Origin of the sequence: Erwinia sp. QL-Z3, assembly GCF_004551645.1 — a bacterium.
In the GTDB taxonomy this organism is placed as follows: domain Bacteria; phylum Pseudomonadota; class Gammaproteobacteria; order Enterobacterales; family Enterobacteriaceae; genus Erwinia; species Erwinia billingiae.
This window is the reverse complement of record NZ_CP037950.1, coordinates 2270128-2287745: the sequence shown is the minus strand read 5'-3', so window position 1 is coordinate 2287745 and position 17618 is coordinate 2270128. Positions and strand designations below refer to the sequence as shown.

Annotated in this window: 15 protein-coding genes; all 15 read right to left on the bottom strand. The window is 56.6% G+C overall.

The window, feature by feature from the left end:
• Position 1 precedes the first annotated feature (1 nt).
• The 15 genes from E2F51_RS11070 to ilvI all read right to left on the bottom strand — a co-directional run bounded on the left by E2F51_RS11070 (position 2) and on the right by ilvI (position 17424).
• Positions 2–922, bottom strand: coding sequence for a D-alanine--D-alanine ligase (locus E2F51_RS11070; protein WP_105760793.1), 921 nt, complete (start codon positions 920–922; stop codon positions 2–4).
• Entirely contained in the window at positions 915–2390 is a 1476-nt protein-coding gene (gene murC, locus E2F51_RS11065) for a UDP-N-acetylmuramate--L-alanine ligase (RefSeq protein WP_013200757.1), read from the bottom strand. Before murC ends, E2F51_RS11070 begins: the two co-directional genes overlap by 8 nt.
• A 67-nt stretch (positions 2391–2457) precedes the next feature.
• Positions 2458–3516, bottom strand: a complete 1059-nt coding sequence (gene murG / locus E2F51_RS11060; protein WP_013200756.1) for an undecaprenyldiphospho-muramoylpentapeptide beta-N-acetylglucosaminyltransferase — start codon at positions 3514–3516, stop codon at positions 2458–2460.
• Entirely contained in the window at positions 3513–4727 is a 1215-nt protein-coding gene (gene ftsW / locus E2F51_RS11055) for a cell division protein FtsW (protein WP_013200755.1), read from the bottom strand. The genes murG and ftsW overlap by 4 nt, the downstream gene beginning before the upstream one ends.
• The gene (gene murD / locus E2F51_RS11050; RefSeq protein WP_134823477.1) at positions 4727–6043 is read right to left on the bottom strand and encodes a UDP-N-acetylmuramoyl-L-alanine--D-glutamate ligase; all 1317 of its coding nucleotides are present in this window, start codon (positions 6041–6043) and stop codon (positions 4727–4729) included. The genes ftsW and murD overlap by 1 nt, the downstream gene beginning before the upstream one ends.
• 2 nt (positions 6044–6045) lie before the next feature.
• Positions 6046–7128 (bottom strand): phospho-N-acetylmuramoyl-pentapeptide-transferase, encoded by a 1083-nt coding sequence (gene mraY / locus E2F51_RS11045; protein ID WP_013200753.1) that lies wholly within the window; start codon positions 7126–7128, stop codon positions 6046–6048.
• Positions 7122–8483 carry a UDP-N-acetylmuramoyl-tripeptide--D-alanyl-D-alanine ligase gene (murF, locus tag E2F51_RS11040; protein ID WP_134823476.1) on the bottom strand — a complete coding sequence of 454 codons (1362 nt, stop codon included), beginning with the start codon at positions 8481–8483 and terminating at the stop codon, positions 7122–7124. The genes mraY and murF overlap by 7 nt, the downstream gene beginning before the upstream one ends.
• Complete coding sequence (gene murE / locus E2F51_RS11035; RefSeq protein WP_134823475.1) at positions 8480–9967, bottom strand: UDP-N-acetylmuramoyl-L-alanyl-D-glutamate--2,6-diaminopimelate ligase; 1488 nt, start codon at positions 9965–9967, stop codon at positions 8480–8482. Before murE ends, murF begins: the two co-directional genes overlap by 4 nt.
• Positions 9954–11723, bottom strand: a complete 1770-nt coding sequence (locus E2F51_RS11030) for a peptidoglycan glycosyltransferase FtsI (protein WP_013200750.1) — start codon at positions 11721–11723, stop codon at positions 9954–9956. The genes murE and E2F51_RS11030 overlap by 14 nt, the downstream gene beginning before the upstream one ends.
• An 8-nt stretch (positions 11724–11731) precedes the next feature.
• Entirely contained in the window at positions 11732–12052 is a 321-nt protein-coding gene (gene ftsL / locus E2F51_RS11025) for a cell division protein FtsL (RefSeq protein WP_013200749.1), read from the bottom strand.
• Positions 12049–12990 carry a 16S rRNA (cytosine(1402)-N(4))-methyltransferase RsmH gene (rsmH, locus tag E2F51_RS11020; RefSeq protein WP_013200748.1) on the bottom strand — a complete coding sequence of 314 codons (942 nt, stop codon included), beginning with the start codon at positions 12988–12990 and terminating at the stop codon, positions 12049–12051. The genes ftsL and rsmH overlap by 4 nt, the downstream gene beginning before the upstream one ends.
• 2 nt (positions 12991–12992) lie before the next feature.
• A complete protein-coding gene (gene mraZ, locus E2F51_RS11015) occupies positions 12993–13451 on the bottom strand; it encodes a division/cell wall cluster transcriptional repressor MraZ (protein ID WP_013200747.1) in 459 nt (152 codons plus the stop codon).
• Positions 13452–13998: 547 nt separating this feature from the next.
• A complete protein-coding gene (gene cra, locus E2F51_RS11010; protein WP_013200746.1) occupies positions 13999–15009 on the bottom strand; it encodes a catabolite repressor/activator in 1011 nt (336 codons plus the stop codon).
• A 196-nt stretch (positions 15010–15205) separates the two neighbouring features.
• The gene (gene ilvN / locus E2F51_RS11005; RefSeq protein WP_013200745.1) at positions 15206–15697 is read right to left on the bottom strand and encodes an acetolactate synthase small subunit; all 492 of its coding nucleotides are present in this window, start codon (positions 15695–15697) and stop codon (positions 15206–15208) included.
• A 2-nt stretch (positions 15698–15699) separates the two neighbouring features.
• Positions 15700–17424: an acetolactate synthase 3 large subunit gene (ilvI, locus tag E2F51_RS11000; RefSeq protein WP_134823474.1), complete on the bottom strand. Its 1725-nt coding sequence runs from the start codon at positions 17422–17424 to the stop codon at positions 15700–15702.
• Positions 17425–17618 lie beyond the last annotated feature (194 nt).

The following is a 17618-nucleotide window of genomic DNA, read 5'->3' as shown; positions in this document are numbered from 1 at the left end:
ATCAGTCCGCCAGCTCCAGAATGCGCGCGACCAGCTGGGAGAAACTCAACCCCGCCTGCTTACCCGCCATCGGCACCAGACTGTGCCCGGTCATGCCTGGGGAAGTGTTCACTTCCAGCAGGTAGAACTGACCATCGCCGCCCATCATCACGTCAACACGTCCCCAGCCGCTACAGCCTAATGCGCGCCAGGCTTTAATAACAATATCGCTCAGTTCAGCTTCCTGTTCAGCAGACAATCCGCTTGGGCAGAAGTATTCAGTATCGTCAGAAAAGTATTTTGCTTCATAGTCATAGAACTCAGAAACCACCTTTATGCGTATTGAAGGCAATATTTCATCGCCAATCACCGCTACGGTGTATTCCGGTCCGCTTAAAAACGCTTCCACCAGCACATCGTCGTCATGGCGGAACGCTTCAACCAGCGCAGCCTGAAGCGTGTCAGCGCTGTTCACCCGGCTGATGCCAACGCTGGAACCTTCGCAACTTGGTTTTACGAAAACCGGCAGGCCCAGCGCAGCGATTTTTGCTTCCGTTTCCGGCGTCAGTCCGGCGTCCATTTCCTTACGGGTCAGCGCCACATAAGGAGAGACCGGAAGACCACAGCCCTGCCAGAGGAACTTGGTACGCAATTTGTCCATGGTAATGGCCGACGCCATTACGCCGCTGCCGGTGTAAGGGATGGACAAGAACTCCAGCACGCCCTGTAGCGTGCCGTCTTCGCCACCGCGACCGTGCAGCGCGATGAAGGCTTTATCAAAACCCTCTTCTTTCAGGCGCATCACCGGGAAATCACGGATATCTACCGCATGTGCATCAATACCGGCTTCAATCAGCCCGGCCAGCACTGCATTACCTGACATCAGCGAGACTTCTCGCTCCGCAGAGGTGCCACCCAGCAATACCGCTACTTTCTCAGCCATGATGTTCCCCTTCTTTATTCTGCAGTTGTAACTTTTGCTCTGACAGCGTGCGGGCAATACGGCCGACGTTGCCTGCACCCTGAATCAGGATTAAATCGTTGCCGGACAGTTTTGGTGCCAGCATATCGAGCACCGCATCGTGGTCAGAGACCAGGATTGGATCCACTTTGCCACGGCCACGAATGGTGCGACAGAGTGAACGGCTGTCCGCGCCGGGGATCGGTGCTTCACCGGCCGGATAGACATCCAGCATCAGCAACACATCGACCTGAGACAGCACGTTAGCGAAATCGTCATACAAATCACGCGTACGTGAATAGCGGTGCGGCTGGAACACCATCACCAGCTGCTTGTCCGGCCAGCCCGCACGGGCGGCTTTAATGGTGACATCCACTTCGGTCGGATGGTGGCCGTAATCATCAACCAGCATCGCCGTACCGGCAGTGCCGTTGGCCGCCTGCACCGGGTATTCCCCCAGGAAGTCAAAGCGGCGTCCCGTGCCCTGGAAGCTCTCCAGCGCACTGAGGATCTCTGCATCTTCGATGCCTTCTTCGGTTGCCACCGCAACCGCTGCCGCCGCATTCAGCGCGTTATGACGGCCCGGCGCATTCAGGGTCACGTGCATCAACGGCTTGTCATGACGGACCAGGGTGAAATGGCCCTGAGCGCCATTCTGCTGGTAATTTTCTACCCGGACGTCAGCATCCTCGCTGAAGCCGTAGGTGGTGATATGGCGGCTGATACGCGGGATCAACTCGCGGATCACCGCATCGTCAATGCACAACACCGCACGGCCATAAAACGGCAGATTGTGCAGGAAGTTCACGAACGTCTGTTTCAGGTTCTCAAAGTCGCCATGGTAAGTATCCATATGGTCGGCTTCGATATTGGTCACAATCGCCACCATCGGCTGCAAATGCAGGAAGGAGGCATCGCTCTCGTCGGCTTCAGCAATCAGATAACGGCTGCTTCCCAGACGGGCGTGTGTGCCGGCGGCTTTGACCAGGCCACCGTTGACGAAAGTCGGATCCAGTCCGCCTTCCGCATAAATGCTTGAAACCATCGCGGTGGTGGTGGTTTTACCGTGCGTGCCGGCAACGGCGATGCCGTGGCGGTAACGCATCAGTTCAGCCAGCATTTCTGCGCGGCGGATCACCGGGATACGCGCTTCACGCGCGGCAACGACTTCAGGGTTATCCTGAGACACCGCGGTAGACACCACCACCACGCTGGCGTCACTGACGTTCTCAGGGCGATGGTTGAAATAAATGGTCGCACCCAGGTTGCTCAGATGCTGAGTCACCGCATTCGGCGCCAGGTCGGAACCACTGATTTCATACCCTTCATTGGCCAACACTTCGGCAATACCGCCCATGCCAGCACCACCGATGCCAACAAAGTGAATGTGCCGGACGCGACGCATCTCGGGCACTATGGAACGCAGTTTTGCCAGTTGTTGTGTATTCATCTCTTCTGCCTGTCGCTACCTTTCAGTATCGTGTTGCGGACCGGAATGCTCCGGGCCTGAAATTCTGTTAAAGCGCAGCTTTACTGACTTCCGCTGCAACCCGGTCGGTCGCATCGGGGATCGCTACGGCACGCGCTTTTTCTGCCATTTGCAGTAAAGTCGGTCGATCCCAACGGGCCAGCGTGTCTGCCACACCCTCCGCAGTAAACTGCGGCTGTTCATAAATTTTGGCGGCGCCCGCCTGCTCCAGCGGTATCGCATTCCAGTACTGCTGGCGGTCTTTATGCTGAAACGGTACAAAAATCGCCGGTAAGCCTGCGGCGGCGACTTCACTGACCGTCAGCGCACCTGAACGGCAAACGACGACGTCTGCCCAGGCATAGGCCGCAGCCATATCGTCGATAAATTCGGTGACTTTATGCTGCGTCAGGTTCAACTGCTCATAAACCTGATTCACGCCTTCCAAAGCGCCCTTCCCTACCTGGTGCCAGAGGGTAACTGAGTCACCCAACAGCGCCGCAACCTGAGGCATGGTCTGGTTCAGCACCCGCGCGCCCTGGCTTCCGCCGATGATCAGCACGCGGATTGGGCCGCTGCGGTTGGCCAGACGTTCAGCCGGTAACGGCAGCGCCAGCACATCGGTACGCACCGGGTTGCCAACAACGTCCGCATTGGGGAATGCGCCGGGGAATGCCTGCATCACCTTTTTGGCAATTTTCGCCAGCCATTTGTTGGTCAGGCCGGCAATACCGTTCTGCTCATGCAGCACCACCGGGATGCCGCAGCTCCAGGCCGCTAAGCCACCCGGACCGGAAACGTAGCCGCCCATCCCCAGTACCACATCCGGCTTGTAGGCCTTCATGATGGCTCTGGCCTGACGCACCGCGTTGAAAATACGCAGTGGCGCGGTGAGCTGCGCCTTCAGGCCTTTGCCGCGCAGGCCGGAGATCCGGATAAAATCGATGTCGATACCGTGCTTAGGAACCAAATCGGCTTCCATACGATCCGCCGTGCCCAACCAGCGAACCTGCCAGCCCTGATCCATCAGATGATGCGCAACCGCCAGCCCGGGGAAAACGTGCCCACCGGTTCCGCCAGCCATGACCATCAGTCGCTTCCCTTTCATCGACTACCCCGCGTAAACGCCTGCGCTTTTGCCAGACGCGTTTCATAATCAATACGTAACAAAAACACGATGGCGGTCGACATGATGATCAGACTCGAACCACCGTAACTGATCAGCGGCAACGTCAGACCTTTGGTCGGTAACATGCCCGCTGCAGCGCCAACGTTAACCAGCGCCTGGAAGCTGAACCACACGCCAATCGAGCACCCAAGGAAGCCGGAAAAACGCTGGTCAAGCTCAAGCGCACGACGACCAATGGACATCGCGCGAAAAGCGACGAAGAATACCATTAACAGGGCTAAAACCACACCGATATAACCCAGTTCCTCACCGATTATGGAGAAGATAAAATCGGTATGTGCCTCCGGCAGATATTCCAGTTTCTGCACTGAATTTCCCAGCCCCTGGCCCCAGAATTCCCCACGACCAAAAGCCATCAGAGACTGGGTCAGCTGGTAGCCACTGCCGAACGGATCTTCCCAGGGATTCCAGAAGGACGTGACGCGGCGCATACGGTACGGTTCGGCCACAATCAGCAGGCAAACCGCGAAAATACCGGAGCCGATGATCGCCAGGAACTGCCAGAGTTTGGCTCCGGCGAGGAACAGCATCGCCAGCGTGGTGACGAAGAGCACCACCACCGTACCCAGGTCAGGCTGAGCCAGCAGTAACACCGCCAGCACCACCATCACGCCCATCGGCTTACAGAAGCCCCAGAAGTTGTTACGCACCTCTTCCACCTTGCGCACCAGATAGCTTGCCAGGTAGCAGAATAACGACAGCTTGGAGAGCTCTGCGGGCTGAATACGCAGCGGACCCAATGCAATCCAGCGTGAGGCGCCGTTGACCGAGCTACCCACCACCAGCACCACTAACAGCATTACTACCGTCACCAGCAGCATGATGTTGCTGTAACGCTGCCAGAAATCCATCGGCACGCGCAGCGTAACCAGCGCCATGCCGACCGCCAGCGCAATATAGAACGCATCACGCTTGGCAAAGTAGAACGGATCGTCAGACAAACGCTGACCGACCGGCATCGACGCCGAGGTCACCATCACAAATCCAATGATCGCCAGACCGATGGTCAGCCACAGCAGCGTGCGATCATAAAGAACCATCGAGCTGGCGTCGCTCTCGCGTGGGCCCATCACCCAATCTTTCAGACGATTCGTGACGCCACCGGCAAGGCTTAATCCTGGTAAACGCATCAGCCAAGCTCCTTTGCCAGTTGAGTGAACGCGTCGCCGCGCTGCTCGAAGTTTTTAAACTGGTCCAGGCTGGCGCAGGCTGGGGAAAGCAGCACCATATCGCCCGGCTTGACCTGCGTGGCGATCTGCTTCATCGCGTCTGCCAGCGTTTCTGTGCGTACGGCGATTTCAGGACGCAGTTCAGCCAGCGCTTGCGCATCACGACCAAAGCAGTAAGTGCGGACGTTATCGCCCTGCAGGTAGCGGGTCAGCGGGCTGAAATCAGCCGACTTGCCATCGCCACCCAGCAGCAGCCACAAGGTGCCCTGCACCTGCAGTCCGTTCAACGCCGCTTCAGTACTGCCGACGTTGGTGGCTTTAGAGTCGTTAATCCAGCGCACGCCGTTACGATCCAGCGCAATCTGGAAGCGGTGCGCCAGCCCGCTAAAGGTGGTTAAGGCTTTCAGGCTGGATGCCAGCGGCAGACCAACGGCCTCAGCCAGTGCCAGCGCAGCCAGCGCATTGGTCTGGTTATGCTGTCCAACCAGCGTCATGTCGCTGGTTTTCATCAGGTTGTCACCCTTCACGTTCAGCCAGCTCTCGCCAGATTCCGTTGCGAGGTGATAATCGCCGGCGTTGATGCCAAAGCTGACGCAGCGCGCATCCAGTCCACGGACCGGGAAGGTCATCGCATCATCGGCGTTGACCACGCAGACGGCAGCGTTTTCATAGACGCGCAGTTTGGCGGCACGGTACTGCTGCATGCCTAACGGATAGCGATCCATATGATCTTCAGTAACATTGAGGATCGTTGCCGCGGCGGCCTTCAGGCTGGCGGTTGTTTCCAGTTGGAAGCTCGACAGCTCCAGCACATACAGTTGAGCCGGTTGCTCCAGTAGCATCAGCGCAGGCAAACCAATATTGCCTCCCACGCCAACCTGCCATCCGGCCGCCCTCGCCATATCGCCCACTAAGGTGGTCACGGTGCTTTTGCCATTGGAGCCGGTGATCGCCACGATCGGCGCCTGGGCTTCACGGCAGAACAGCTCGATATCCCCGACGATTTCCACACCCGCTTGCGCGGCATCCATTAACGACGGATGCGCCAGCGCCATACCCGGGCTGGCAACGATCAAATCAGCGGCCTGCAACCAGCTGTCATTCAGCGAACCCAACCAGCGCTCAACGCTGGCGGGCAGTTTATCGAGGCCCGGCGGGGCGACACGGGTATCCATCACGCGTGGCGTCACGCCGCGCGCTAAAAAGAAATCAACACAGGAGAGCCCGGTCAGGCCCAACCCGATAATGACCACTTTTTTACCCTGATAGTCAGCCATTGTTACCGCACCTTCAGTGTTGCCAGGCCAATCAGCACCAGCATCAGAGAAATAATCCAAAAGCGCACAATCACGCGCGGTTCCGGCCAGCCTTTAAGTTCGTAATGGTGGTGGATCGGCGCCATACGGAAAATGCGCTGACCGCGTAATTTGAAGGAACCCACCTGCAGGATCACCGACAGGGTTTCAACCACAAACACGCCGCCCATGATCACCAGCAGGAATTCCTGACGCAGCAGCACGGCAATGGTGCCCAGCGCGCCGCCCAACGCCAGAGAGCCGACATCGCCCATAAAGACCTGCGCCGGATAGGTGTTGAACCACAGGAAACCCAGACCGGCTCCGACGATCGCCGTACAAACGATCACCAGCTCGCCGGCATGGCGCAGATAGGGAATGTGCAGGTATTCAGCAAACTTGACGTTACCCGTTGCCCAGGCGACCAGCGCAAAACCGGCGGCGACAAACACGGTCGGCATAATGGCCAGGCCATCGAGGCCATCGGTCAGGTTAACGGCGTTGCCGGTGCCGACAATCACGAAGTACGCCAGCACCACATAGAACAGGCCCAGCTGCGGCATGATGTCTTTGAAGAACGGCACCACTAACTCAGTGGCTGGCGTCCCTTTACCGGCGATGTACAACCCGAAGGCGACACCCAGCGAGATCACCGACATCCAGAAGTATTTCCAGCGGGCGATCAGCCCTTTGGTATCTTTACGCACCACTTTGCGGTAGTCGTCGACAAATCCGATGATGCCGAAGCCGACTAATACCACCAGCACGCACCAGACGTACGGGTTAGAAGGATAAGCCCACATCAGCACGGATACGGTGATGGAGAACAGGATCATCACCCCGCCCATCGTCGGCGTGCCGCGTTTGCTGAAGTGTGATTCCGGACCGTCGTTACGGACGACCTGACCAAAGGACATTTCCTGCAGACGGGCGATCATTTTCGGCCCCATCCACAAAGAGATAAACAGGGCGGTCAGCAGGCTGACAATGGCGCGAAACGTCAGATAGGAAAAGACGTTGAAGCCAGAATAAAAAGTGACCAAATGTTCGGCCAGCCAGACTAGCATGTTCCTTTCTCCTGTAAGCTCTGTACTACCTGCTCCATGGCGGCACTACGCGAACCTTTGACTAAAATAGTGATGACGTCATGCTCAGCGAGCAGCGTCTGCAGGCGTGCCGTAACGGCCGCCTTGTCTTGTAAATGCTCTCCTGCGCCGCTGGCTTCACTGATAAGGTGACTCATCTTGCCAACGCTCAGAACTTTATCGATTCCTGCCAGCCGTGCGGCTTCGCCCACTTCGCGATGGCACTCTTCTGCCTCATCGCCCAGCTCGCCCATATCGCCTACCACCATCACGCGGTAACCCGGCATCTCGGACAGCACCTGTGCGGCAGCCGTCATTGAACCGACGTTGGCGTTGTAACTGTCATCCAGCAGCAGTTTGTTCTCAGCCAGCGCTACCGGATATAAACGTCCCGGTACGGCCTGAAGATGGCTTAATCCCTTCTGGATAGCGCTTAATGGGGCATCGACCGACAACGCCAGTGCCGCAGCGGCCAGCGCATTGGCAATATTGTGGCGTCCCGGCAGCGGGAGCTGAATGGCGATGCTGCCAGCAGGCGTGATCATCACGAAGTGCGTACCGCTGCTGGTGACCTTAACGTCGGTCGCGGAGAAGTCGCTGTCAGCTTGCGGCGCGGAGGAAAAACGCCAGACCGTTTTGCTGTGCAGGGAATGCTGCCAGTGCGGCCAGTCATTGCTGTCTGCATTGAGGATCGCCGTGCCGTTGATTGGCAATCCCTGGAAAATTTCGCCTTTGGCTTTAGCCACACCCGCCAGCGATCCAAATCCTTCCAGATGCGCGGCCGCCAGGTTATTCACCAACGCCGTTTCTGGACGGGTAATTTCTGTGGTGTAGGCAATTTCGCCCTGGTGATTGGCACCCAGCTCGACGACTGCATATTGATGCGAGGCATTCAGGCGCAACAGGGTCAGGGGCACCCCAATATCATTATTCAGGTTTCCTGCGGTATAGAGCGTCTCGCCACATTCACGAAGAATGGCGGCCGTCATCTCTTTCACCGAGGTTTTACCTGAGGATCCGGTCAGAGCTACCACGCGCGCGGTGGATTGCTGACGCACCCAGCCGGCCAGCTGACCCAGCGCGATGCGGGTATCAGCCACCACGACCTGAGGCACAGCCACAGTTACGTGCTTACTAACCAGAAGTGCGGATGCACCGGCTGCCATCGCCTCACCCACAAAGTCATGGGCATCAAAACGTTCACCCTGTAGGGCGATGAACAGGCAACCCGCGCTGACTTTGCGAGTGTCGGTGGTGACTTCATCGACGGACAGGTCACCACCGAACAGTTTGCCGCCAGTTAAGTCGGCCAGCTTTTGCAGAGTCAGTGTAATCATGCGATCACTCCCAGCAGACGGGCGACCGTAATGCGGTCTGAGTAGTCCAGTCGGCGGTTGCCAACTATCTGATAATCTTCGTGGCCTTTGCCGGCTACCAGCACGATGTCGCCGTCCTGCGCCTGCATCACCGTGTTAGTGACCGCTTGCGCGCGTCCTGGCATAACGCGAGCGCGACCGGCATCCAGCAGCCCGCTCAGCACATCGGCGACGATAGCCGCAGGATCTTCGCTGCGCGGATTGTCATCGGTGATCACCACCACGTCAGAGAATTGCTCGGCGATAGCACCCATAAGTGGGCGCTTACCTTTGTCACGATCGCCGCCGCAGCCAAAGACGCACCACAGTTTGCCTGTACAGTGCAGACGCGCGGCTTCCAGCGCCTTTTCCAATGCATCCGGCGTGTGGGCATAATCCCCCACCACCGTCGGCTTGCCTGGTGCACTAAACACTTCCATACGGCCCGTCACCGGCTGCAGTTGATTGCCGGTGGCAATCAGCGAATCCAGCGGATAACCCAGCGCCAGCAGCGTGCCTAACGCTACCAGCAGGTTACTGACGTTGAACGCGCCCATCAGGCGGCTCTCAATTTCCCCTTCGCCCCAGCTGGAATCGAAGCGGATTTTAGCGCCGTTGTCGTGGTAATCGACTTCTGTCGCCTGCAGCCAGCGGCCATGGCAGCCGGGATCAATGTTGTCTTCCATGGTGACCGCGACCGCATCCGGCAGCTTCTGCAACCAGCGGCGACCGACTTCATCATCGGCATTGACGATGATCTGGCCGACCTGATGTTCAGAGAACAGCAGCCATTTCGCGGCTTCGTAGCGCGCCATATCACCATGATAATCAAGGTGGTCACGGCTCAGATTGGTGAAAGCGGCCGCGGCGAAAGGCAGTGCCGCAACGCGATGCTGTACCAGACCGTGCGAAGAGATCTCCATCGCCGCCAGCGTCGCGCCCTGCTCAACCAGTGAGTGCAACGTTTGCTGAACCTCAACCGCAGAACCGGTGGTGTTTTCTGCCGGAACAAGATGGCCGTACAGGCCATTGCCCACGGTACCCATCACCGCCCCGGTTTCACCCAGTAACTGGCCCCATTGCGCCAGCAGTTGCGTCGTCGTGGTCTTACCGTTGGTGCCGGTCACACCAATCAGACGGAGCTTATCGCCCGGCTGCTGGTAGAAGCGTCCGGCCAGCGCCGATAAACGCTGCGAAAGCTGTGCGAGATAAATCACCGGCACGCCGTGCATTTCGGTGATGTCGCCATCTTCAGCTTCACCCTCTGCATCGGCTATCACTGCGGCAACGCCCTGGGCGATAGCTTGTGGAATAAAGCGGCGACCATCGGCCGCATGACCTTTAATCGCGACGAACAGATCGCCGGACGCAGCCTCGCGGCTGTCCAGGATCATTTCATGCAGCGCCCGCTCAGGTGCTCCAGGCACCCACGGGGCCAGTAAGTCGCGCAAACTACGATCGGTCACTGGATCCCTCTCTTCTGTTCTCTACCATCTCGGTTTTTTCCGTCGGTGTCGGTGGCAGCGCATCCGGTTCAATATTCATGGTGCGCAGTACGCCGCCCATGATCGCGCCAAACACCGGTGCAGAAACTGCACCACCGTAATATTTGCCACCCTGTGGATCGTTAATCACCACAACCAGCGCAAAACGAGGACGGCTTGCAGGTGCAACACCTGCGGTATAAGCGATGTACTTGTTAACGTATCCGCCATCCGGCCCGACTTTCTTCGCGGTACCCGTTTTAATGGCGATACGATAGCCCTTGATGGCGGCCTTCACGCCGCCGCCGCCCGGCAGAGCAACGCTCTCCATCATATGCATGACGGTGCGGACCAGCTCTTCAGGGAAGACGCGTTCACCCGCCACCGGCGGATCAACTTTGGTAATAGACAGCGGGCGCAGAACGCCATAACTGCCAATCGTTGAGTAGACTCGCGCTAACTGTAACGGCGTTACCATTAGCCCGTAGCCGAAAGAGAAGGTGGCCCTCTCTATGTCAGACCACCGTTGTTTTTGAGGATATAAGCCACTGCTTTCTCCGACCAACCCCAAATTGGTCGCCTTACCCAATCCAAAGCGTGCGTAAGTATCTACTAACGCTGAGGATGGCATCGCTAACGCCAGCTTTGAAACACCGACGTTACTCGATTTCTGCAGAACCCCGGTCAGGGTCAGTTCGTTGTAGCGCGCCACGTCTTTGATTTCATGGCCATTGACGCGATACGGAACGGTATTCAGCACGCTGTTTTCTTTCACCACGCCACGTTGCAGCGCGGTCATCACCACCATCGGTTTCACGGTAGAACCCGGTTCAAAGATGTCGGTGATGGCGCGGTTACGCATCACGTCTTTGGTGGTGCCAGTGAGATTATTGGGGTTGTAAGCCGGGCTGTTCGCCATTGCCAGCACTTCGCCGGTGTTGACATCAACCAGCACTGCGGTGCCGGACTCGGCTTTATTGAAGGCCACCGCGTTGTTGAGTTCGCGATAGACCAGCGCCTGTAAACGTTCGTCGATGCTCAGCGCGAGATTATGTGCAGCACGACTGTCGACCGAGGAGATGTCTTCAATCACGCGGCCGTGACGGTCTTTACGCACCGTTCGCTCACCCGGTTGGCCGGTCAGCCATTTATCGAAGCTTTTCTCAACGCCTTCAATCCCCTGGCCATCAATATTGGTAAAACCGATCAGGTGCGAGGTGACCTGGCCTGCCGGATAGTAACGGCGTGACTCTTCGCGCAGGAAGATGCCGGGCAGCTTCAGTTTTTTGATGTAATCGCCGATGGCAGGATTGACCTGGCGCGCCAGATAGACAAAGCGGCCTTTCGGATTGGCGTTGACTCGGGCGGCAAGCTGGTCCAGCGGAATGGACAGGGCATCCGACAGCGCTTTCCAGCGGCTATCAAGAGTAATACCGCCCTTATCGTGAAGTTCTTTCGGGTCAGCCCAGATAGCATTGACCGGCACGCTGACCGCCAGAGGGCGTCCGGCGCGGTCGGTAATCATGCCGCGAGACGTTGGCACGGCCTGCACGCGAAGCGAACGCATATCGCCTTCGCGCACCAGTTTGTCCGGGTTGATCACCTGCAGATAAGCCACACGGGAGAGCAGGAAGACCAGGCCAAGGAAAATGCAGCCGCACAACAACGCAAAACGCCAGCTTACAAAGCTGGCCGGATTCTCGCTGCGTTTAACCTTCTTGTTGCTTGCGGCTTTCATTCAGTCCCTTAAGGTTGTACCACGATGTTTTCCTGCGATGGATCGACATGCTGCATTTGCAGTTTTTCCGTTGCCGTCCTCTCAACCCGGCTGTGATCGCCGAGGGCATTCTCTTCCAGGATCAGGTTGCGCCATTCGATATCCAGCGCGTCCCGCTCCAGCACTAACTGTTCGCGCTGTGCGGTGAGCAGGCGCGTTTTATGCGCCGTGGTCACCACTAACACCGCTGAGATCAGCACAGCGACAGCGAGGATCACCGGGATTTTACCGTGGCGAAGGATATCGCCGCCGATCACGCCCGGTAAGCTGTGTCGCTCGTTGCCAATCATGACGCCGTCCTCTCTGCGACGCGTAAGACAGAACTGCGGGCGCGTGGATTCTCTTTCACTTCCTCGTCACCCGGCATCATTTTGCCGAAGGCTTTGAGGTGGCGCCCACCCAGCTTAGCCAGCTGCGCTTCGGTCATCGGGATCCCGGCGGGGACCTGAGGTCCGCGACTCTGCTCGCGCATAAAGCGTTTAACGATACGGTCTTCCAGTGAATGGAAGCTGATCACCGATAAACGACCTTCCGGTGCCAGAGCCGTCAGCGCGCCTTTCAAGGCCTGCTCAATCTCTTCCAGCTCGCTGTTGACCCAAATGCGGATCGCCTGGAAACTGCGGGTCGCCGGGTGCTTAAACTTGTCTTTCACTGGCGTGGCGGCGTAGATCACATCCGCCAGCTCTTTGGTGCGCGTCATCGGCTGTTCGCGGTTGCGTTCAACGATGGCGCGGGCAATACGCTTGGCAAAACGTTCTTCGCCAAAGGTCTTCAGCACAAAAGCAATATCGCTCTCTTCAGCCTGCAGTAACCACTGCGAAGCCGACTGTCCTTTGGTGGGATCCATGCGCATATCCAGCGGTCCATCACGCATAAAGGAGAACCCGCGTTCGGCATCATCCAGCTGCGGCGATGACACGCCAAGATCCAGCAGAATGCCGTCGATCTTGCCGGTCAGGCCGAGTTCGTCGGCATAGTCTGCCAGCGCGGAAAAAGGGCCATGGATGATCTGGAAACGTGGGTCAGTGATCTCTGCGGCGGCGGCAATCGCCTGCGGATCGCGGTCTATGGCATAGAGACGACCGTGCTCTCCCAGTTGAGAGAGGATCAGGCGCGAATGTCCACCTCGTCCAAAGGTGCCATCGAGATAAATGCCGTCAGATTTAATGTTGAGGCCATTTACCGCCTCATCTAACAGCACCGTGGTATGTTTGAAATTATCCTGCATAGCTATAGTGACAAATCCTGCAAACGCTCAGATAACGGTTCCTGAGTCGACTGCTCTGCGTCAATATCCTCCCTGACTTGTTGATACCAGGTCTGTTCATCCCACAGCTCAAACTTGTTGAACTGTCCAACCAGCATCACTTCTTTGGTCAAATTCGCATGCTGACGTAGCGTTGTGGCTACCAGCAAACGACCTGCATTATCCATCTGACACTCGCTGGCATGTCCCAGTAACAGGCGCTGTACGCGGCGTTCTGCCGGGTTCATGCTCGATAAGCGGGCCAGTTTACGTTCAATAATTTCCCATTCGGGCAGGGTATAAAGCAGCAGGCATGCCTGGTGAAGGTCAATGGTACAAACCATTTGCCCTTGTGATTCCCCGATCAGCGTTTCGCGATAGCGCGTGGGTACGGCGAGCCGTCCCTTGCTGTCGAGATTGACTAACGTTGCCCCACGGAACATGCCAGCCTCACCCTCCAGTTACCCCTGTTCACCACTTTACACCACAATTTCCCACCAAAGGAGTTTACGGAGCGAAGGAAAACATTGTCAAGGCGCAGCAGTGGTTGGAGAGAATTATTTCTGAGCCAGTTAAAACTGGAGGGAGTTAAAAAGAACGCGGTCTGGTCAGGAATTTAAAAATAAACTAATGAATAGTGGCAGGAAATTCTGCGGTAAAATTAGATTGTTCAAAAATATGCCAGTTCTACGCCGTAAATTCCTCACCCTCAACTTTGCGACATGGACGGCATTTTAGGGTATATCCTAAGAGATTCCTACCTCAGTCGCGCTGCGCCTGAGCTTCTGTCGACTGGTTTGTCCTAAATTTTTAATAATCAGGAAGATTTAGATAAATGATAAGCGGCGGACTGATTCGCCTTTACTTTTATTTACGTGAATCCTGGTCACAGAAAACTCACGACAATTTAGCAGTTGTTAACGCAGGCTGATTTTTGCCAGGCAATCAAAAAGAAAAAAGGCAGTCAGGCTGCCTTTTTATGTGGAAATGTTAACTCGCTTTACGGCTTAACCTGCCCCGCCGATAAAGATTACGCCGGATTCGCGTTAATCCTGGCTTCGGTTTTCGCGGTTCATCCAGACTCGCCAGCACCAGCTCAAGCACCCGTTCGGCCACATCCCGATGACGCTGGCCGACCGCCAGCACCGGACAATCGAGGAAATCCAGCAGCTCATGATCGCCGAAGGTGGCAATCGCCAGATTGCTTGGCAGACGTCCCTCACGTTTCAGCGTCACGTCCATCACGCCCTGCAACAGGCCGAAGGAAGTGGTAAACAGCGCATCGGGCATATCGTGCGTCTCCAGCCACTTCTCGAACAGCGCGGCTGCCGCGGTCCGTTCAAAGCTGTTGGCGTAGATAAAGTCGATGGTGCGTTCGTCCCCTTTCCAGGCATCCCGGAAACCCATCTCGCGCAGGAAGCTGACGGATAACTCAGGTAAGGCCCCCATAAACAGAATCGATTCGACCGGTTGCTTGCGCAATTCCGCAGCCAGCATTTCGGCGTCGTCCTGATCGGCACCGACCACGCTGGTGAAGTGCTCGCGATCCAGCGCACGGTCAAGGGCGATGATCGGTAAGGGATCGTTGATCCAGCGCTGATAGAAAGGATGTTCCGGTGGTAACGACGTTGAGACGATGATCGCATCAACCTGACGCTGCAACAGATGCTCCACGCAGCGCATTTCGTTATCGGGCTGATCTTCAGAACAGGCAATCAGCAGTTGGTAGCCGCGCTGACGCGCCTGTCGTTCAAGGTAATTCGCAATACGCGTGTAGCTGGTATTCTCCAAATCAGGAATAACCAGCCCTATCGACCGCGTACGCCCCGCACGGAGCCCGGCAGCCACCGCGTTGGGATGGTAATTATGCTCGCGCACGACTGCCATGACCTTTTCGACGGTTTTGTCGCTGACACGATACTGCTTAGCTTTGCCGTTAATAACATAGCTGGCAGTCGTGCGCGAAACACCGGCCAGGCGCGCAATTTCATCCAGTTTCACAATAACCCCACGCTAGCACCGTGACGGCGCAGAAAATAGCCACGTCCCGGCTATGGATAAGAGATTTGTTACATCTAACAGCAGAACAGTTTAGCGAGCAACCGCTTTTACTTCTGTGCGTTAGCTTTCAGACAAAAAATAAAAAACCCAGCATTACGCTGGGTTAGCAGAAGAGAGCGATAATCACCGGGCGTGATTAACGCATAATGCGGTCACCACGAGAAACGCCGACGATACCGGAGCGGGCGACTTCAACAATTTCCGCCACTTCGCGCACGGTGTTGAGGAACGCATCCAGCTTATCGCTGGTGCCGGTAAGCTGAACCGTATAAAGCGAAGGCGTCACATCCACAATCTGGCCACGGAAGATCTCAGCGCTGCGTTTCACTTCTTCGCGGCCGTAACCGGTAGCCTGAACTTTCACCAACATCACTTCACGTTCGACGTAAGCGCCCTGACCTAATTCCGTCACGCGCAGCACGTCCACCAACTTGTGCAGCTGCTTTTCGATCTGTTCCAGCACCTTGGCATCACCCACGGTTTGAATGGTCATGCGCGAAAGCGTTGGGTCATCGGTCGGTGCCACGGTCAGGCTTTCAATGTTGTAGCCACGCTGGGAGAACAGGCCAACCACGCGGGACAATGCGCCGGATTCGTTTTCCAGCAGTACTGATAAAACACGACGCATAATTAAGTCCTCTCCGTTTTGCTAAGCCACATTTCGTCCATTCCCCCGCCGCGGATATGCATCGGGTAGACGTGCTCAGTGCCATCGACGTTAACATCGACAAACACCAGACGCCCTTTACCTAACTCTTCCAGTGCCTGAGTCAGCTTGGCTTCCAGATCCTCCGGCCGGCTGATATTGATGCCGACGTGGCCATAAGCTTCTGCCAGTTTCACAAAGTCAGGCAAAGATTCCATATAAGACTGTGAGTGACGGCCAGAGTAGATCATGTCCTGCCACTGTTTCACCATGCCCAGCACGCGATTGTTCAGGCTCAGCACCAGCACCGGCAGATCGTACTGCAGCGCGGTGGACAGTTCCTGAATGTTCATCTGGATGCTGCCGTCGCCGGTCACGCACACCACCGTGGCTTCGGGTACCGCCAGCTTGACGCCCAGCGCAGCGGGCAGGCCGAAGCCCATCGTGCCGAGGCCACCGGAGTTGATCCAACGACGCGGTTTGTCGAACTGATAATAGAGCGCGGCAAACATCTGGTGCTGACCCACGTCGGAGGTGACATAGGCTTCACCATGGGTCAGACGGCAGATGGTTTCGATAACCGCCTGAGGTTTGATCTGCTCACTCTTACGATCGAACTCCAGACACTGGCGGGAACGCCATTGATCGATGCTCTGCCACCAGTCGCGAAGACTGTCGAAATCCTGCTGCTTGTCACCCTGTTCCAGTAGCTCAAGCATCTGCGTCAGCACCTGCTTAGCATCGCCGACGATCGGCACATCTGCCGGCACAGTCTTGGAAATAGACGTCGGATCGATGTCGATATGCAGCACGGTAGCATTCGGGCAGTATTTCGCCAGATTGTTGGTGGTGCGGTCATCAAAGCGCACACCGACGGCGAAGATTACGTCAGCATTATGCATGGTCATATTGGCTTCGTAGGTGCCGTGCATACCCAACATGCCGACGCTCTGGCGATGGGTGCCGGGGAAGGCGCCCAGGCCCATCAGCGAACAGGTGACCGGCAGGTTAAGTTTTTCGGCGAGTTGACGAAGCTCATCATCACATGCGGAAGTGATTACGCCGCCGCCGGCATAGATCACCGGCTGTTTCGCCGCCAGCAAGGTCTGCAAGGCGCGCTTAATCTGGCCTTTGTGTCCCTGAGTGGTCGGGTTGTATGAGCGCATGCTGACTTCATCTGGCCAGACATACGGTAATTTGTTCGCCGGGTTCATCATGTCTTTCGGCAGATCGATCACCACCGGACCAGGACGTCCGCTGGCAGCCAGCCAGAATGCCTTTTTCATGATGGTCGGAATATCTTCAGCCGACTTGACCATAAAGCTGTGCTTCACCACCGGGCGGGAAATCCCGACCATGTCGCACTCCTGGAAAGCATCGTAACCAATCAGTGAGGAAGGCACCTGGCCGGAGAGCACGACTAATGGGATTGAATCCATATAAGCAGTGGCGATGCCGGTGATGGCATTGGTCGCACCTGGGCCGGAGGTGACCAGCACCACGCCCACTTCACCGGTGGAACGGGCGTAGCCGTCCGCCATGTGCACCGCGCCCTGCTCGTGACGAACCAGTATATGATCGATGCCGCCGACGGTTTGTAGCGCATCATAGATATCAAGTACTGCCCCGCCGGGGTAGCCGAATACATGTTTAACGCCCTGATCGATCAACGATCGGACGACCATCTCGGCTCCTGACAACATCTCCATTTTTGCCTCCAGGCTCTTAAGGTGCTGAATTATCGTATAGGCAGATAAGGTCAAAACCTGTGTTTATGCAAAGACGCTGGAAATCATTTCCAGAATCCAGGTACAGGGTGAATCCCTGGCTATTTTTATGCGTTGATGGACGTACCATAACCGTAGAAAAGTTGGCAGGCAAACCTGCAAGCACGGCTTTTAAC